General features: G+C 71.2%; 18 protein-coding genes and 6 tRNA genes. 15 read left to right on the top strand and 9 right to left on the bottom strand.

The window, feature by feature from the left end:
• Window positions 1-29 precede the first annotated feature (29 nt).
• A complete protein-coding gene (locus ACFY6U_RS45650) occupies window positions 30-1,376 on the bottom strand; it encodes a protein kinase (protein WP_390048147.1) in 1,347 nt (448 codons plus the stop codon).
• Window positions 1,377-1,572: 196 nt separating this feature from the next.
• Here ACFY6U_RS45650 and ACFY6U_RS45645 point away from each other — a divergent pair, with 196 nt between their 5' ends.
• The 4 genes from ACFY6U_RS45645 (at window position 1,573) to ACFY6U_RS45630 (ending at window position 4,001) form a co-directional block, all read left to right on the top strand.
• Window positions 1,573-1,848, top strand: coding sequence for a hypothetical protein (locus ACFY6U_RS45645; protein ID WP_294001445.1), 276 nt, complete (start codon window positions 1,573-1,575; stop codon window positions 1,846-1,848).
• Window positions 1,849-2,057: 209 nt separating this feature from the next.
• Complete coding sequence (locus ACFY6U_RS45640) at window positions 2,058-2,234, top strand: hypothetical protein (RefSeq protein WP_123978469.1); 177 nt, start codon at window positions 2,058-2,060, stop codon at window positions 2,232-2,234.
• 413 nt (window positions 2,235-2,647) lie between these two features.
• A complete protein-coding gene (locus ACFY6U_RS45635; protein ID WP_390048097.1) occupies window positions 2,648-3,574 on the top strand; it encodes a phosphotransferase family protein in 927 nt (308 codons plus the stop codon).
• A gap of 121 nt (window positions 3,575-3,695) precedes the next feature.
• The gene (locus tag ACFY6U_RS45630; RefSeq protein WP_390048096.1) at window positions 3,696-4,001 is read left to right on the top strand and encodes a zf-TFIIB domain-containing protein; all 306 of its coding nucleotides are present in this window, start codon (window positions 3,696-3,698) and stop codon (window positions 3,999-4,001) included.
• A gap of 50 nt (window positions 4,002-4,051) precedes the next feature.
• Here ACFY6U_RS45630 and ACFY6U_RS45625 read toward each other — a convergent pair.
• From ACFY6U_RS45625 to ACFY6U_RS45605, 5 genes are all read right to left on the bottom strand, one after another.
• A tRNA-Val gene (locus ACFY6U_RS45625) sits at window positions 4,052-4,123 on the bottom strand.
• Between the two features lie 34 nt (window positions 4,124-4,157).
• Window positions 4,158-4,229: transfer RNA gene (locus ACFY6U_RS45620), tRNA-Val, on the bottom strand.
• A gap of 34 nt (window positions 4,230-4,263) precedes the next feature.
• Window positions 4,264-4,335: transfer RNA gene (locus ACFY6U_RS45615), tRNA-Val, on the bottom strand.
• A gap of 1 nt (window position 4,336) precedes the next feature.
• Window positions 4,337-4,410, bottom strand: a tRNA-Cys gene (locus tag ACFY6U_RS45610).
• A 38-nt stretch (window positions 4,411-4,448) separates the two neighbouring features.
• A tRNA-Gly gene (locus ACFY6U_RS45605) sits at window positions 4,449-4,521 on the bottom strand.
• Window positions 4,522-4,699: 178 nt separating this feature from the next.
• Here ACFY6U_RS45605 and ACFY6U_RS45600 point away from each other — a divergent pair.
• The 3 genes from ACFY6U_RS45600 (at window position 4,700) to ACFY6U_RS45590 (ending at window position 7,589) form a co-directional block, all read left to right on the top strand.
• The gene (locus ACFY6U_RS45600) at window positions 4,700-5,764 is read left to right on the top strand and encodes a chorismate-binding protein (RefSeq protein WP_390048094.1); all 1,065 of its coding nucleotides are present in this window, start codon (window positions 4,700-4,702) and stop codon (window positions 5,762-5,764) included.
• A gap of 101 nt (window positions 5,765-5,865) precedes the next feature.
• Window positions 5,866-6,687, top strand: coding sequence for an aminotransferase class IV (locus ACFY6U_RS45595; RefSeq protein ID WP_390048093.1), 822 nt, complete (start codon window positions 5,866-5,868; stop codon window positions 6,685-6,687).
• A gap of 77 nt (window positions 6,688-6,764) precedes the next feature.
• Complete coding sequence (locus ACFY6U_RS45590) at window positions 6,765-7,589, top strand: GNAT family N-acetyltransferase (RefSeq protein WP_390048092.1); 825 nt, start codon at window positions 6,765-6,767, stop codon at window positions 7,587-7,589.
• 7 nt (window positions 7,590-7,596) lie between these two features.
• On the opposite strand, the gene ACFY6U_RS45585 is transcribed toward ACFY6U_RS45590, so the two are convergent.
• Window positions 7,597-8,115 carry a DsbA family protein gene (locus ACFY6U_RS45585; protein ID WP_390048090.1) on the bottom strand — a complete coding sequence of 173 codons (519 nt, stop codon included), beginning with the start codon at window positions 8,113-8,115 and terminating at the stop codon, window positions 7,597-7,599.
• A 261-nt stretch (window positions 8,116-8,376) separates the two neighbouring features.
• Between ACFY6U_RS45585 and ACFY6U_RS45580 the strand changes: the two genes are divergently transcribed.
• Window positions 8,377-8,832: a hypothetical protein gene (locus ACFY6U_RS45580; RefSeq protein WP_390048088.1), complete on the top strand. Its 456-nt coding sequence runs from the start codon at window positions 8,377-8,379 to the stop codon at window positions 8,830-8,832.
• Window positions 8,833-9,068: 236 nt separating this feature from the next.
• Window positions 9,069-9,221, top strand: a complete 153-nt coding sequence (locus ACFY6U_RS45575; protein ID WP_167450005.1) for a hypothetical protein — start codon at window positions 9,069-9,071, stop codon at window positions 9,219-9,221.
• A 202-nt stretch (window positions 9,222-9,423) separates the two neighbouring features.
• On the opposite strand, the gene ACFY6U_RS45570 is transcribed toward ACFY6U_RS45575, so the two are convergent.
• On the bottom strand, window positions 9,424-9,984 hold the full coding sequence (locus tag ACFY6U_RS45570) for a CGNR zinc finger domain-containing protein (protein WP_351487642.1): 561 nt from the start codon (window positions 9,982-9,984) through the stop codon (window positions 9,424-9,426).
• A gap of 270 nt (window positions 9,985-10,254) precedes the next feature.
• Window positions 10,255-10,668, bottom strand: a complete 414-nt coding sequence (locus tag ACFY6U_RS45565; protein WP_004002642.1) for an SsgA family sporulation/cell division regulator — start codon at window positions 10,666-10,668, stop codon at window positions 10,255-10,257.
• 191 nt (window positions 10,669-10,859) lie between these two features.
• Between ACFY6U_RS45565 and ACFY6U_RS45560 the strand changes: the two genes are divergently transcribed.
• The 6 genes from ACFY6U_RS45560 to ACFY6U_RS45535 all read left to right on the top strand — a co-directional run bounded on the left by ACFY6U_RS45560 (window position 10,860) and on the right by ACFY6U_RS45535 (window position 15,871).
• The gene (locus tag ACFY6U_RS45560) at window positions 10,860-11,324 is read left to right on the top strand and encodes a TIGR02611 family protein (protein ID WP_390048085.1); all 465 of its coding nucleotides are present in this window, start codon (window positions 10,860-10,862) and stop codon (window positions 11,322-11,324) included.
• A 75-nt stretch (window positions 11,325-11,399) separates the two neighbouring features.
• Window positions 11,400-11,471: transfer RNA gene (locus ACFY6U_RS45555), tRNA-Val, on the top strand.
• A 681-nt stretch (window positions 11,472-12,152) separates the two neighbouring features.
• The gene (locus ACFY6U_RS45550) at window positions 12,153-13,439 is read left to right on the top strand and encodes an extracellular solute-binding protein (RefSeq protein WP_390048083.1); all 1,287 of its coding nucleotides are present in this window, start codon (window positions 12,153-12,155) and stop codon (window positions 13,437-13,439) included.
• Between the two features lie 11 nt (window positions 13,440-13,450).
• Complete coding sequence (locus tag ACFY6U_RS45545; RefSeq protein WP_390048081.1) at window positions 13,451-14,410, top strand: carbohydrate ABC transporter permease; 960 nt, start codon at window positions 13,451-13,453, stop codon at window positions 14,408-14,410.
• Window positions 14,407-15,282, top strand: a complete 876-nt coding sequence (locus ACFY6U_RS45540; RefSeq protein WP_390048079.1) for a carbohydrate ABC transporter permease — start codon at window positions 14,407-14,409, stop codon at window positions 15,280-15,282. The genes ACFY6U_RS45545 and ACFY6U_RS45540 overlap by 4 nt, the downstream gene beginning before the upstream one ends.
• Window positions 15,283-15,298: 16 nt before the next feature.
• Window positions 15,299-15,871: a hypothetical protein gene (locus ACFY6U_RS45535; protein WP_351487843.1), complete on the top strand. Its 573-nt coding sequence runs from the start codon at window positions 15,299-15,301 to the stop codon at window positions 15,869-15,871.
• The last annotated feature ends 86 nt before the right edge of the window (window positions 15,872-15,957 follow it).

Here is a 15,957-nt window from a genome sequence, read left to right as displayed (position 1 = left end):
CCCGTTGCCCCGCCATTTCCGGAGGCCGGCTACTCCCTGAGGGCCACGGCCTTCGCCGGTACGGCACCGGTACCGGGCACGCCCATTCCGTGTGCGGGCCCGGAGCAGCCCTGGGCCAGCGCGATCCCCAGCGCCACCAGCAGGGTCACCACGACGAACACGAACAGCCGCTGGCGCAGCAGCCGGGGATTGGCCGGCCGCCGTCCGGTACCGGTGAGACGCGGCGCCGGACGCCCGTTGCCACCGCGCGACGCGGGCCGGTTCCCGGTCCCGGTCCCGTTCCCGGGCCGGGTGCCGTTGCCGCGCGGGGCGGGCGTGGGGCGCGCGCCGTTCGGCCGCGACGGCACCCCGCCGGCCGGGCGCGAACCGCTGCCGCCGCGCGAGGGAGCGTTGCCCCGCACCGGCGCGCCCGGCCCACCGTGCGAGGACTGCGGCCGGCGCTGGGTGCGCTGCGGATCCGGGTAGGTCGAGTAGGTGTCGGTGAGCCGCCCGGTGGGCCGGTCCGCCTCCGCGGCACGCTGCGCCGGTGGCCGTACGTCGGCCAGCCCCTGCGCCTCGCGCGCGGCGATCTCCTTCAGCCGGAGCGACAGCTGGAGCGTGCTCGGCCGCTCCTCCGGGTCCTTGGCCAGGCAGGCCCGCACCAGCGGAGCGAGCGCGTCCGGTACGCCGTGCAGCTGCGGCTCCTCGTGGACGACCCGGTAGAGCATCACCTCGGAACTGCCGTGTCCGAAGGGCGAGTCGCCGGTCGAGGCGTAGGCGAGGGTCGCGCCGAGCGAGAAGACGTCGGTGGCGGGGGTGACGGCGGCCCCGCGCACCTGCTCGGGCGCGAGGAACCCGGGGGAGCCCACCGCCGTACCGACGTGGGTGAGGGTGGAGGCCCCGGTGGCCCAGGCGATGCCGAAGTCGATGATCCGCGGCCCCTTCGGGGACAGCAGGATGTTCGACGGCTTGAGATCCCGGTGCACGACCCCGGCCTCGTGCACGGCGACCAGGCCCTCGGAGAGCGCCGCGCCGACCGCCGCCGCGTCCGCCGCGCCCAGCGGGCCGTCGTCGGCGACCTTGTCGTGCAGCGAAGGGCCGGGCACGTACTGGGTGGCGAACCACGGCCGCTCGGCCTCCAGGTCCGCCGCGACCAGCCGCGCGGTGCAGCCGCCCCTGATCCGCCGGGCCGCCGAGACCTCACGGGCGAAGCGGGACCGGAACTCCTGGTCCTCCGCCAGATCGGGCCGGATCACCTTCAGCGCGACCCGCTGTCCCTTCTTGTCGGAGCCGAGGTAGACCACGCCCATCCCGCCGGCGCCGAGCCTTCTGTGAAGCCTGAACGAGCCGACGACGCGCGGGTCCTCGCGCCTCAGGCGCATCATCGCCATGTTCATCCCCGCTGCCCGGTCCGTCTGACGTGGCACAGCTTACGTTTACCGGGCCGCCCGTGCGCAGAGGCCGCGCCCTCTCGGCCCGATGGATTGTCAGTGCCGGGTGCGAGACTTGAGGAGTGGTCAGGAAGGCGCCGTTATCGGCTCCTTTGAGCACCCGTCTGCTCCAACAAGCCGTCACAGAAGGGGGATTGATGCTGTGAAGGGTGACCGCGTGGAGATAGTCGTGGACGCCGGCGACACGACCCGTACGTACGAGGTGGTGGCGAGCAGGGCGGGCCGCCGGGTGGAGACAGCGGTACGACGGGGGGTGGTGGAAGTGAGCGAAGTCACGCGAAACGGAGCCGTCGTCCGGACCGCCCGCTTCATGGCGACCCGGGTCCTGGCCCTCGTGGAGCAGCCGGTGCCCCGCGAGGACAGCTCGGAAAAACCAGGAAGGACCGGGCACCCCCTCCGGGAAGACCCTGAGGGGTAGGACGAGACGTAGGCCCCGTCTCCACCCAGGGGAGTAGACCGCAGGTCACGGCTCATCCTCTCGGAGGCCCGCGATTCGGTACGAGGGCATGACGTCCGCGAGGTGGCACGCGCCTAGATTTGAGGTCAAGCGGCGGGTGCAGCACTCGTCCCCCGAGGTCAGACACCCGCCGCTGCCAACGACAACTGAGCTCGGTCAGGAGAGGGACCATGGCCCTTACGGCACAGCGGACACACACCACCCGCCCCCGCCGCCAGGGCCGTCGCCACCCACTGGTGGCGACGCTGATGGCCCTTCCCCTGGCGGTCCTGCTCCTCGTCGTCTTCGACGGCTGGGAGACAGTGGCCACACAGGCGTCGTCCGTGGGAGTGATGCTGGGGCGCTGAGCGGCGACCCCAGGCCCGGAAGAGCGGTCCGGGCGGGGACATCCACCCATGAAACCCCGTGGGGACGGGGGTGCGGCGGACGGCAAAATGCCGGCGCAGCTGGGGAGCTGCGCCGGCATTGCTTTTTCCCGGGGCTTACGGCCGTTGTCCGGCCGAGGGCCGGTGGGGGCTGATCGCGCAGTTCCCCGCGCCCCTACAGGGCGCTCCCCAGCCGTGTCTCACATGGCTGCGGGCAGTCGTGCCGCTGGGGCGGCACGGGTGGGCGCTGGGGGTCCCCCGGCCGAAGGCTGGGGGAGGCACCCTGCCAGCGCCGGTAAGCGTCCCCCACCTCAGCCCGGACGCGCGGCCGGCCCCCCGGCCCACCGCACCCACGTACCCTCACCGCAGCGCAGCCGCACCTCCCGGGGGATCTCATGACCGCAGACGTACTGCCCCAGCTGACCGCCGAGGTCACAGCCGCCGCCCACCCGGACGCAACCCCCTGCCACTGCGGCGCGGCCACCACCACCCTCGCCCACCGCCCCGACACCACGGTCCTCCGCCACGCGGCGACCGTCGCCAAGGCCCACGCCCCCGGCACCGACCCCACCGTCCTCACCCTCCGCCTGGCCATAGCCACCGGCCTCCCCGACGTCTTCCTGCCGCCCCTCGCCCCGGCCCCCGCCGCCTTCGTCGACGACCGTCCCGTCACCCTGTGGCCGTACGGCGTACCCCTGGACCCCGACGCCCCGGAGGCCGCCCCCTGGGAAGCCGCCGCCACCCTGCTCGCCCTGCTCCACCGCACCCCGCCCACCCCCACCGCGCCCCCGATGGCCGGCCCCGCCAAGGCGGCCCACGCGATAGCCCGGCTCAGCGAAGCCCTCGCCGCCACGGGCGCCCACCCCGCCGCCCCGCCCGTCCTCCGTGCCTGGTCCGCCCTGCCCGCCTGGGCCCGCGCCGAGGCACCCGCGCCGGGCCGCCCCCGCACCCTCTGCCACGGCGATCTGCACCTCGGCCAGCTGGTCCGGTATCCGGCGCCGGACGGCTCGTGGCGCCTCATCGACGTGGACGATCTCGGTGTGGGCGACCCCGCCTGGGACCTCGCCCGCCCCGCGTCCTGGTACGCCTGCGGCCTCCTCCCGCCCGACGAGTGGACCCGCTTCCTCGGCGCCTACCGCGCGGCCGGCGGTCCGGCCGTACCGCAGGACGGCGACCCCTGGGCCGCCCTGGACGTCCCGGCCCGTGCCCTCACCGTCCAGACCGGCGCGCGCTACCTCGCGAAGGCGATCGCGGCGGAACGCCCCCTGGACGAGGTGGAGCGGTCCCTGATCGACGCTTGCGCCCGAATGGCACCGGAATGACCCTTTGTCCGGCCCGGTTGCCGCACGATTTCCCGAAGTAGGCTGCAACCGGCCAGGGTCGGACGGAGTCTGTCCTGGAAGAACGTGAAGCAGTTTTTACCGGCGAGGAGTTGAGCCGACCATGCAGTGTCCGAAGTGCCATGCGCCGATGCACACCTACAACCGCAACGGCGTCCAGATCGAGCAGTGCAGCGGTTGCCGGGGCATCTTTCTCGACTACGGCGAGCTGGAGGCGCTGACCCAGCTGGAGGCGCAGTGGTCCAAGCCCGTGCCGCCGCCGGCTCCGCAGGCGTACCCGGCCCCGCCCGCGCCGGCCTGGGGCGCCCCGCACGGCGGTGGCCACCACGGCGGCGGTCACGGCGGTCACTACGGCGGCCACGGTCAGCACGGCCACAAGAGCTGGGCGCACATGCTCTTCTCCAGCTGAGCGCACGAAGAAGCCCCGGCCGTACGAGACGGCCGGGGCTCTTTGCTGTGTGGACGATACTGGGATTGAACCAGTGACCTCTTCCGTGTCAGGGAAGCGCTCTCCCGCTGAGCTAATCGTCCTCGGGACCATGATCCGGGGATCACGGGCACTGCGTGCGCGATACTGGGATTGAACCAGTGACCTCTTCCGTGTCAGGGAAGCGCTCTCCCGCTGAGCTAATCGCGCGGGGTGGATCCACGGCCTTCCGGCCAAGATCCAGTGGACGATACTGGGATTGAACCAGTGACCTCTTCCGTGTCAGGGAAGCGCTCTCCCGCTGAGCTAATCGTCCTTGGAGGTGGAGACGGGATTTGAACCCGTGTAGACGGCTTTGCAGGCCGTTGCCTCGCCTCTCGGCCACTCCACCAGGAGTGTAGGGGATCGGGAAGACCCCTAGTTCCTTCGAGCGGACGACGAGGCTCGAACTCGCGACCTCAACCTTGGCAAGGTTGCGCTCTACCAACTGAGCTACGTCCGCCTGTCGTTTCGGTCCGCTCTCGCGTCCCGGCGACGTGTTGAACTCTAGCGGATTCCCGGGCCAGCACAAAAACGCGTTTGCGCAGCGTGCTGCGCCGGTACCGGCGGATGAGGTGGTCAGGGCACCCTCGACGACATGCCCGGGTCACCCCGAGGACACCCGCCATAGACTCGACGACGTGCTCCATCGTCCTCCTCATCACCCTCCTCTCGCCCGGTTCGGCGACCGCGTCGCCACCGACCTCCTCGACGTGACCAGCGATCCCGCGGCCCTCGACTCCTCCGGTTTCTGGGCCGTCTGCGCGGATTTCGAGGGCCGGCTGACCTGCGCCCGCTTCGGCGACGTACGGGAGGAGCCGGTGCCCGCGCCGGTGCCGGGACGGTGGCGGGGGCCGGCGGCCGGTGGCTGGACGTCGTCCCTCGACCGCGCCGCGTACACGGCGGCGGTGCGGCGGATCCGCACGCAGATCGCGGCCGGCGAGGTCTACCAGGCCAACCTCTGCCGCGTGCTGTCCGCGCCGGTCGCCCCGGACGCCGACGTGGACGCCCTGACCGCGCTGCTGGCCCGCGGCAACCCGGCGCCGTATGCCGGAACGATTCGCCTCCCGGCGCACGGGGTGGAGATAGCCACCGCCTCGCCCGAGCTGTTCCTGCGCCGGACGGGACGGACGGTCGAGAGCGGGCCCATCAAGGGCACCGGCCGCACCGAGGCGGACCTCCTGGAGAAGGACTACGCCGAGAACGTGATGATCGTGGACCTGGTCCGCAACGACATCGGGCGGGTCTGCGCCACCGGCACCGTGACCGTCCCCGACCTGTGCGCCGTGGAGAAGCACCCGGGGCTGGTCCATCTCGTCTCCACGGTCCGGGGCGAGCTGCGCGCCGACGCCGGCTGGCCAAACCTGCTCGCCGCGGCCTTCCCGCCCGGCTCGGTCACCGGCGCGCCGAAGTCGAGCGCCCTGCGGATCATCGAGGCACTGGAGACCGCGCCTCGCGGTCCGTACTGCGGCGGCATCGGCTGGGTGGACGCGGACCGCGGCGTCGGCGAGCTGGCCGTGGGCATCCGTACCTTCTGGATCGACCGGTCCGGCGACGGTGACGCACTCCGGTTCGGCACCGGCGCCGGGATCACCTGGGGTTCCGACCCGGAGGGCGAATGGCGGGAGACCGAGCTGAAGGCCGCCCGGCTGCTCGCGGTAGCGTCGGGTACGTACGACGTGAACGAAGGGGGTCCCGGGTGCTGAGCCGGCCCGGCGGACGACCTTCGGACCCCGGCCGGTCCGCCGCATCCGGTGCATCTCGTGCATCCGACGCATCGGGCGCTGACTTGTAGAGGTAGAGAGCTGTGAAGATCTGGCTGGACGGCGGGTTGCGGGATGTCGAGTCCGCGCGTGTCTCCGTCTTCGACCACGGGCTGACCGTGGGGGACGGCATCTTCGAGACGGTGAAGGCGACCGGGGGACGGCCCTTCGCGCTCACCCGCCACCTCGACCGGCTGACCCGTTCGGCCCGGGGCCTCGGTCTGCCCGACCCCGACCACGACGAGGTCCGCCGGGCCTGCGAGGCGGTCCTGGCGGCCAACCCGATGCCGCTGGGCCGGCTGCGCATCACCTACACCGGCGGCCACGGCCCCCTCGGCTCGGACCGCGGCGACCGCGGCCCCACCCTCGTGGTCGCCCTCGGCGAGACCGGCCGCCGCGCCGACTCCACCGCCGTGATCACGGTCCCCTGGACCCGCAACGAGCGCGGCGCGCTCACCGGCCTGAAGACCACCTCGTACGCCGAGAACGTCGTCGCCCTGGCCCGCGCCCACCAATACGACGCCTCCGAGGCCCTGTTCCCCAACACGGTCGGGCAGCTCTGCGAGGGCACCGGCTCCAACGTCTTCGTCGTCCTCGACGGCGAGATCCACACCCCGCCGGTCGCCTCCGGCTGCCTGGCCGGCATCACCCGCGCCCTGACCGTCGAGTGGACCGGCGCCCGCGAGACCGACCTGCCGCTGGACGTCCTGGAGCGGGCCGACGAGATCTTCCTCACCTCCACCCTGCGCGACGTCCAGGCCGTGCACCGCGTCGACGACCGCGAACTCCCCGGTGCCCCCGGCCCGGTGACCGCCAAGGCGATGCGCATCTTCGACGAGCGGTCGGGCGACGACCTGGATCCCTGAAGCCCTCCCGGGGGTTTCTGGCGGCCCGTGGCTTTATCGGGCTGACGTCACCGTCCCGGGCGGGTAGAACACGGCTGATGACCACGACCCTGCGGCCGACCGAGCCGCTCCAGCACGGCGCCGACGGGGCGCCGTCCCGCCACTTCCGGGTGTGCGTGAACGGCAGGCCCGTCGGCACCCTCCACCTCGGCACCTCGCCGAATCTCGGTGCCCGCGTGGCCCGGATCGTCGACCTGCGTATCGAGGAGCCCGACCGCCGCCGGGGCCGGGGCACCGTGGCCGCGCTCGCCGCGGAGGAGGTGGCGCGGGGCTGGGGCTGCCGGCAGATCGAGGTGAGCCTCCCGGCCGCCGCGGAGCCGGCGCTGCGGCTCGTCACCGCGCTCGGCTACGTCCTGCGCAACCTCAGGATGGAGAAGCGCCTCGGCGACACCCCGCCCGCCCTGCCGGCCGGCAGCCTCGGCCGTGCCATGACCGAGGCCGAGTTCGAGGAGTGGCTCGCGTACGAGTCCGAGGCGCACGCACGTATGTGGATCGAGCGGGGCACGCCCGAAACCGAGGCGCACGAGAAGGCACGGCGCGACCACGCGCGGCTGCTGCCCCGGGGGCGGGCCACCGAGGACATGCGGTTCAGCATCCTCGAACACGAAGGGACACGCGTCGGCACCCTGTGGTTGGCCTTCCGGCAGGACCGGGTCTGGGTGTACGACGTCGAGGCCGACGCCGCCCACCGCGGCCGGGGACACGGCCGCACCCTCATGCTGCTGGCGGAGAGCCAGGCGATCGCCGCCGGCAGACCCGTCCTCGGCCTCAACGTGTTCGCCGGCAACACCCCGGCCGAACGGCTCTACGAGTCGATGGGGTACGAAACGGTCTCCCGCATCTTCTGCAAGAACCTGATCTGAGGCCCGGTCACTCCTGCTCGGCCAGCAACCGGTCGGCGATCTCCGCCACGCGCTCGCGCAGGCCCTCCTGGCTCTTGCCGCCGTCGAGGCGTTCGCCGCCGATGACATAGGTCGGGGTGCCGGTCACGCCGATGGCCTTGCCCTCGGCCTGGTCGGCGTCCACGATCAGGATGTGCCGGCCGTCCACCAGCGCGGTGTCGAACTCCTCGGCGTCCAGGCCCAGTTCACCGGCCACCTCGACCAGGAACGGCTCGCCCCCGCGATCCAGCTCCTCGACCCGGCCGAGGACCGCTTCGACGTACTCCCAGCCCTTGCCCTGCTCCAGGGCCTCCTCGGCGGCCTGCGCGGCGGCGAAGGCGTGCTTGTGCTTCTCCAGCGGGAAGTGCCGCAGCCGCAGCTCCAGCCGGTCGCCGTACCGGGCACGCAGGGCGCGGAGGTCGTCCAGGGCGCTGCGGCAGTCGGGACACTGGAGTTCACACCAGACGTCGAGGACCGGGGCGTCGGCGCGCGCGGGGGAGTCGTTCATACCGACCAGTCTTCCAGGCCGTGCTCCGTCCACCCAATCGAGACGGCGGGGGTGGCCGGCGACGGGGGCGGAGGACTGCGGGACGGGCGTAGCAGGGGTGGTCGTGGCTCGTCCCTGGGGTGGAGGCGACCCGGAGGGGACCCCGAGGTGCCCCTGATTGTCGGGCCTGGACATGGATTGCACGGGCCGGGCGGTGCACGATGGAAGGGGCGGAGCAGCGCACGCACTCCGCCCGCCCGACCCAGCCCGCAGGAGGACCGGATGATCGCCGAGACAGTCTGTTCCGCCGTGTCCGCGGCAGGCCTGGGCATCGCCGTGGTCACCGCCTACCGCAAGCGGTACCTGGCGGCGGCCCGCACCGCCGCCTACTCCCTCGTCCCCATCGGCCTGGTGATGACCGGCGTGGTCGGCTGGCTCGCCGACACCGCCTTCAGCCCCACCGCCTGGGCGGGCTTCGGCGTGCTCGGCGCGGCCTGGGCCCTGTTCGCCACCACCCGCGCCGTGGAGCGCCGGCGCGGCGGCACCCGGGGCACCCGCGCCGAGCGCAAGGCGGCCTCCCGGGACGCAGAGCGCGACGCCGTCGCCCCTGCCGCCTCGGCACCGTCCCTGAGCCCGGCCACCCGCCCGGCGGCCAGGCCTGCGGCGGCGCCCCGCAGCACCGGCTCGGGTGACGACTTCAGCGACATCGAGGCCATCCTCAAGAAGCACGGGATATGACACACCCCGGTCGCCGCCGCGCCGCGGCGACCGGGGCGCAGTTCAGCCGTGTTGCGGGCGCATGCATATGACAATCGCATGAGGCATTGAAACGACACAGTGCGTACGCGGCGCGCGCGGAAGTGCTCAGAGGACGAGCGGAAGCGAAACGGACATCGCGGAATTCGGCGAACTCCCGCCCATTCCGGGCGTGTTGATCGCGCGGCGGGTGCCCGCTGGGACATCATCGCCGCGAGATGCTGGACACGAAACAGAGCGAGGCCGCGCCGCCGAAGGACGAGCCCCGCGGGTGCCTCTTCGCCCTTTCCCAGCCACCGCTGATGATCTTCCTAGCGGTGATCGGGTGTCTGCTCCTCATGGCTGCGCTGCACGACCTGCTGTGGCTGTGAGCCGTACCCGCCCGTCCCGGCGCCACCCGCCGGGACCGGCGTCGGCATCGACGCACCTGGCCGCGACCGATCCACGGCCGCCGATCCAAGGTCCTCGGATCTCGCTCTCCGGACCACGCTCTCCGGACCACGCTCTCCGGGCCTCGGTCTTCCGGAGCCCGCCCGTCGGCCCCCTGCTGCAGGCGCCCCGGCGTCGGGGGGATCAGCCCGCCGCCTCCTTGCGGCGTGCCCGGTACGCGGCGACATGCAGGCGGTTTCCGCAGGTCCGGCTGTCGCAGTAGCGGCGCGAACGGTTGCGGGAGAGGTCCACGAAGGCGCGCCGGCAGTCCGGAGCCTCGCAGCGCCGCAGCCGCTCCTGCTCCCCGGCGACGACGAAGAACGCGAGCGCCATCCCGCAGTCGGCGGCGAGGTGGTCGGCCACCGAGGCGCCGGGCGCGAAGTAGTGCACATGCCAGTCGTAGCCGTCGTGGTCCGTGAGCCGGGGCGTGGTGCCCGCGGCCGCGACCAGCTCGTTGATCATCCCGGCAGCGGCCCGGGCGTCCGGAGCGGCGAAGATGCCCGCGAACCTGCCACGGATCTTGCGCACCGCCGACAGATCGAACTCCGACAGCATGCCCACATCGCTGATGTCGTGGTTTCGTACGAAATCCTGGAGGGCCGCGACATCGGGCAGTCCGTCCGCCGCCGCGTCGTCCTCCGGCACGGTGTTCACCAGATCCACCACGGCGTCGAGAGAACACCGGGTGTCGTGGGTGATCAGCACGTTTCGCTCCCTGGCCTGAGGGTCGGGCGGGCGCCCGCCGATGGTGGCCGATGGTAGCGACATACGGCGGCCCCGCACCGTGCCCGGTCCCACTCGTGACTGTCCGGTACAACGCGCACCGCCCCCCGGCGGTTCCACGGGCACGCGGACACACCGGCGCCGCCCCGTGACCCAACACGGTGGCGGCGCCGGTGCTGCCGTATGCGGTTGTCTAGGCCCGAGCCGTCTCCCCGAGTGGACGGCGCCGGGCGGCTTGTAGGGGGCGTGCCCTCAGCTCTCTGCCAGGATGTGCGAGAGCTCCTGATCGAGATCGAAGTGGCGGTGTTCCGTGCCCGGGGGCACGGCGGCGTCCGTTCGCTTCAGGAAGGACTCCAGAGCCCGCGCCGGGGCTTCCAGCAGGGCCTCCCCTTCCGGAGAGCTCAGGGCGATGCACACGACGCCCTGACCGTGACTGCGGGACGGCCAGACGCGGACGTCGCCGGTGCCGGTGGGGCGGTGCAGCCCCTCGGCGAGGAGGTCGCGGGCGAACACCCACTCGACGGTCTCCTCGGCTCCGGTGTGGAAGGTGGCGTGCACGGCGTAGGGGTCGGCCGTGTCGTACCGCAGGCCTGCGGGGACAGGCAGGGAGGACTCGCTCGACACAACGAGGCGCAGGTGCAGCTCGCAGCTGACCGTGGTGTTCATAAGCGCCAGGGCCTTTCGCTCAGTGTGCGCTCGGGGATTCGCACGTCGGCGAAATCGACATGCCACCTACGGTGCCGTTGTAAACCCCTCTGAGTGTTTTGCGTGTGTTTACGTAACTCTTCCGGCCGAGAGTCCGGACGTGATCTACGACCATTCCGGTGACCGGAATCGCTCAGGTAGGGTTTGGTCGTATGAATACGGGGAGTAACGAAACGGGCGAGGCTCCCGTGGCCTCGGACGCGAGTGTGGTGGACGGGACGGCGGTGGACCGGGGACGCGACGAGCGGGGGCTCGGATCGCGGGCGCCCGAGTTCGTCAGGGCGCGCCGCGTGCTGCACCTGAGCTGGCAGGTCGGGGTCTTCGCGATCGGCCTGGCGGTGGTGGCCGTGGGCATCGTCCTGCTGCCGCTGCCCGGACCCGGCTGGGTGATCATCTTCGCCGGCATGGCGATCTGGGCCACCGAGTTCGTCTGGGCCCAGCTGGTGCTGCGCTGGACCAAGCGCAAGGTCACGGAGGCGGCCCACAAGGCCCTCGACCCCAAGGTGCGCCGCCGCAACATCACGCTCACGACGATCGGCCTGGTGGTCGTCGCCGCCGGGGCGGGGGTCTACCTGTCCAGGTTCGGGATCGTGATGCCCTGGAGGATCGAGGAGTGATCCGGCCGTCGGCCACAGGCCCCGGCGACTGGTCGGGGGCACCCCCTGACATGGGGTAATGTTCTTCCTGCGCCCGGGCGATTAGCTCAGTGGGAGAGCGCTTCGTTCACACCGAAGAGGTCACTGGTTCGAACCCAGTATCGCCCACCCGGAACCACGGCCCACCTGCGAGAGAGCAGGTGGGCCGCGGTCGTTCCGGGGCCCGGGGCGGCGCTGCGGCGGCGAGGGCCGTGTAGGGGCGGGCGGCGCGCGAAGGGGGGCAATGCCCCCGCCGGGCGGCGAGCGGCCTGCGGTCGTCGCCTTTCAGGCACGGTTCCAGCGGGCTGGGCACCGACGTGGCTCGTCGGCGCAGCACCGGAGCCTTGGGGGCCCGGGCCACGCATGCAGACGAACAGTCGCTGCGTCTGCGGACGAACACTCGCAGCGTCGGCCTAGACCTCCGACCACTACCCGCCTCAGCCCACCCCCACCCCCAACCCCTCCGCCGGCCCTCGCCAACCCGGAGGCGCCCCCCGGAGGCGCCCGTCGGAGCCACCCGCCCGCCTCCCGCCGCCCCTCCCTCCCACTCACCGAAGCCAACCCGTAACCGCCGCCTCCCGTGGGCCACTTCACGTTCGACCCCCCGACCGTGCGCCCCTCACCTGCGACGTTCCCCGCCTTCCGCCCGCCGCGGTCTCGCCGCCCCGGCGCGCCCCGTCGGCCCCGCCCGTAAGAAATTCCTGTGCGAATCATTGACGCCTCACCAGCCCCTCCGTAACTTGTGCCAGCAAGCGCTTACTTGAAACGATTCATGCAGGCGTCGGCGACGCTGCGGGGAGGGGCCCGACTATGGGAACCAGCAGGAATGTGGAGAGGCGCACCATCCTGAAGGCGGCCGGGGCCTCGGCAGCCGCGCTCGGGCTGGCCGCGACGGCCGGGTGTGGCGGCGGCAGTGGGTCGGGAGACGGAACGGTGACGATCCGTTACTCGTGGTGGGGTGCCGAGGAACGCGCACAGAAGATCAACAAGACCATCGCGCTCTTCGAGAAGAAGTACCCGAAGATCAAGGTCAAGACCGACTTCCAGACGTATGCATCGTTCTGGGAGAAGTTCCAGACCCAGGCGGCGGGCGGAAATCCCCCGGACGTTTTCCAAAATGCCGTCACCTTTCTCCGGAAGTACGACAAGCGAGGAATTCTCCTCGACCTCAAGTCACAGGTTCAGGCAGGAAATCTGAGCCTGGATCACTTCCGGGCCGGGGTGACCAAGGTCGGCGAGGTCGACGGAAAGCAGCTCGGAATCCCCGTCGGCTCCAACACTATGGCGCTGGTCATCGACAAGAAGGTCTTCGGGAAGGCCGGGGTCGAGCCGCACGCGGGCTGGACGTGGGACGACTACTTCAAGGCCCTGAAGACCATCCACGACAGGACGAAGGTCCCCGGGGACACCGGCTACTTCGCGATCATGTACCTGTACGACCTCTACCTCCGCCAGAACGGCAAGGCCTTCTACACCGCGGACGGACTCGGCTTCGACAAGGCCGACCTGACGGAGTGGTGGACCGACGGCTACAACCGCGTCAAGGCGGGCATCGTCACCGACCCGAAGGTCGTGGCGCAGGACCAGCCCAAGTCCTCCCTCTCCGCCGGCCACGGCGCCTCGGAGTTCACCTGGGACAACTTCACCGTCCGCTACTCCTCCGAGGGCAGCAGCACCTACGGCCTCGCCCCGATCCCGACCATGGACGGCAAGCACACCGGCCAGTACCTCGCCTCCCTGATGCTGAGCGCCTCCTCCCGCACGGCCCACCCGAAGGAGGTCGCGCAGTTCATCGACTTCATGGTCCACGACCCCGAGGTCGGCAAGATCATGGGCTACGACCGCGGCATCCTGGCGAGCACCGAGCAATACGCGGCGTTCAAGCCCACCGACGAGGTGAACAAGGAGATCGCGCAGTACGAGGACGACACCGCCAAGGCCGGCGTCCTCGGCACCATCACCCCGCACCCCTCCGGTGCCGACACCATCGAGGCCGCCTTCCTGCGCATCGGCGGCGACCTCGGACAGGGCAAGACGAAGGTCGCGGACGCGGTGAAGCAGTTCTTCACCGAGTCCGAGGCGGCCTTCCAGGCCTGACGGGGCGTGCCGTGACGCTCGTCAAGGACTCGCTGCCCACCGCCCGCAAGACGCGTTCGGCCGCCTCCGCCACCGCGGGGCGGCCGGCCCGCCGGCGCGAGAACCTCGCCGGCTACCTGTTCATGTCGCCGTGGATCGCGGGCTTCCTGCTGCTGACCGCCGGCCCCATGGTCGCCTCGCTCTATTTCGCGTTCACCGACTACAACCTCTTCAACACCCCGAAGTGGGTCGGGTTCGACAACTTCACCAAGATGTTCGACGACCCCCGCTGGCAGAAGTCGGTGGAGGTGACGGCGAAGTACGTCGTCATCGGCACCCCGCTGAAGCTGCTGCTGGCCCTCGGGGTGGCGCTGCTCCTCGCGCAGAGCCGACGGGGCCAGGCCTTCTACCGGGCCGCCTTCTACGCCCCCTCGCTCATCGGCGCGAGCGTCTCGATCGGCTTCGTCTGGCGCTCGCTCTTCTCCGACGGTGCGGTCGTGGACCGTACCCAGTCCTTCTTCGGCTGGCACGTCGGCGGCTGGGTCGGCAACGCCGACTGGGTGCTGTACTGCCTGGTCGCACTGACCGTCTGGCAGTTCGGCGCGCCCATGGTGATCTTCCTGGCGGGTCTGAAGCAGGTACCGAAGGAACTGTACGAGGCCGCGGAGATGGACGGCGCGGGACCCTTCCGGAAGTTCTGGAACATCACGCTGCCGATGATCTCCCCGGTGCTGTTCTTCAACGTGCTCCTGGAGACCATCCACTCCTTCCAGATCTTCGCCTCGGCGTATGTCGTCTCCAACACGGCCTGCGGCCCCGCCGACGCCACGCTCGTCTACACCTGTTACCTGTACCAGCAGGGCTTCAAGAACGCCCAGATGGGCTTCGCCTCCGCGATGGCCTGGATGCTGCTGCTGGCGGTGGCGCTGGTGACGGCCGTCCTCTTCTGGTCCCAGAAGAAGTGGGTGTACTACGAGGAGGGTGCCCGATGAGCACGATCTCCACCAAGGTCACGGACACGGTGGGCCGCAAGCGCGCCGGATCCCTCGCCTGGCATCTCGGCGCCCTGCTGATCCTCGCGGTCATCCTCTACCCGGTGGTCTGGGTGATCGGAGCGTCCTTCAAACCCAGCAAGGACGTCATCAACAGCCTCCAGCTGTTCCCGGCCCACCCGATCCTGTCCAACTTCAAGGGCCTCGCCGACGGCATAGCGGACATCAGCATCTGGACCTTCTTCCAGAACTCCCTCTTCTACGCCGTCGGCGCCGTCGTCGGCGTCCTGATCTCCTGCTCACTCACCGCGTACGCCTTCGCCCGCATCCGCTTCGCAGGCCGCAACCTGCTCTTCTCCCTGATGATCGGCACCCTGCTGCTGCCGTACCATGTGCTGCTGATCCCGCAGTACGTGATGTTCCAGAAGCTGGGCTGGATCAACAGCTACACCCCGCTGCTGATCGGCAAGTACCTCGCCACCGAGGCCTTCTTCGTCTTCCTGATGGTGCAGTTCATGCGGAACCTGCCCCGGGAACTCGACGAGGCCGCCCGGCTCGACGGCTGCGGGCACTTCCGGATCTACTGGTCGATCGTGCTGCCGCTGTGCCGGCCCGCCCTCATCACCAGTGCGATCTTCACCTTCATCAACGCCTGGAACGACTTCATGGGCCCGTTGATCTATCTCAACGAGCCGGGCAAGTACACGGTCTCCCTGGGCCTGATGATGTTCCGCGACTCCGACGGCGTGGCCGCCAACTACGGCGGGATGATCGCCATGTCCCTCGTCGCGCTGCTGCCCGTGCTGCTGTTCTTCCTCGCCTTCCAGCGCTATCTGATCGACGGAATGGCGACCTCCGGACTGAAGGGCTGATGACGTCGTGGCCGACGTGCGCGCAAGGCCGTCCGTCTTCGCGGAGAGGTTCGGCGTCTTCGCCGAATGTCTGCTCACCGGGGTCTGGATCGCCGTCGCCTCCCTGGGGATCGTCACCTATCCGGCCGCCTTCGCCGCCGGCGCCCGGCACCTGCGCCGCCGTACCGCTCAGGTGAAGGGTGGCTGGCGGGAGTTCGTGAGCGACTTCCGGGCCGCCCTGCCCGGTGGCCGGCTCGTCGGGCTCGCCGGCTGGGCTGCGGTCGCCGCCGCCTGGGTGGACGTCCAGGCCGTGCGCGCCGGGCTGCCCGGCGGGCCGCTCGTCGGGGCCGTGGGGCTGTTCGCGGTGATCGGCCTCGCGGTCGCGGGGCTGCGCGCGGCGGCGGTCTGGGCCCCCGGTGACCGCTGGCGCACCCTGCTCGCGGCGGCCGGCCGCCGGACCGTCCGGGACCCCGGCGGATCCTTCCTGCTCGTCGCGGGAGCGGTCCTCGTGGTCTGTTCCGCCCTGCTCATCGCGCCGCTGGCGGTCCCCGTGCTGGGCGCCGTCGCCGCGGCGGCCGTCGCCGTGGAGGAGCGCCACCGGCGCCGCTGACCGGCGGTGTCCCATGCCAAGGGCGGCGCCACCGGCGCCGTACCTCCATCTGTCATGCCCCTGACCACCTTGCACTCGCACGGAAA

The sequence above is a fragment of the Streptomyces sp. NPDC013157 genome, from assembly GCF_042899865.1.
Lineage (GTDB): Bacteria > Actinomycetota > Actinomycetes > Streptomycetales > Streptomycetaceae > Streptomyces.
This window is presented reverse-complemented; position numbering and strand designations above follow the sequence as displayed.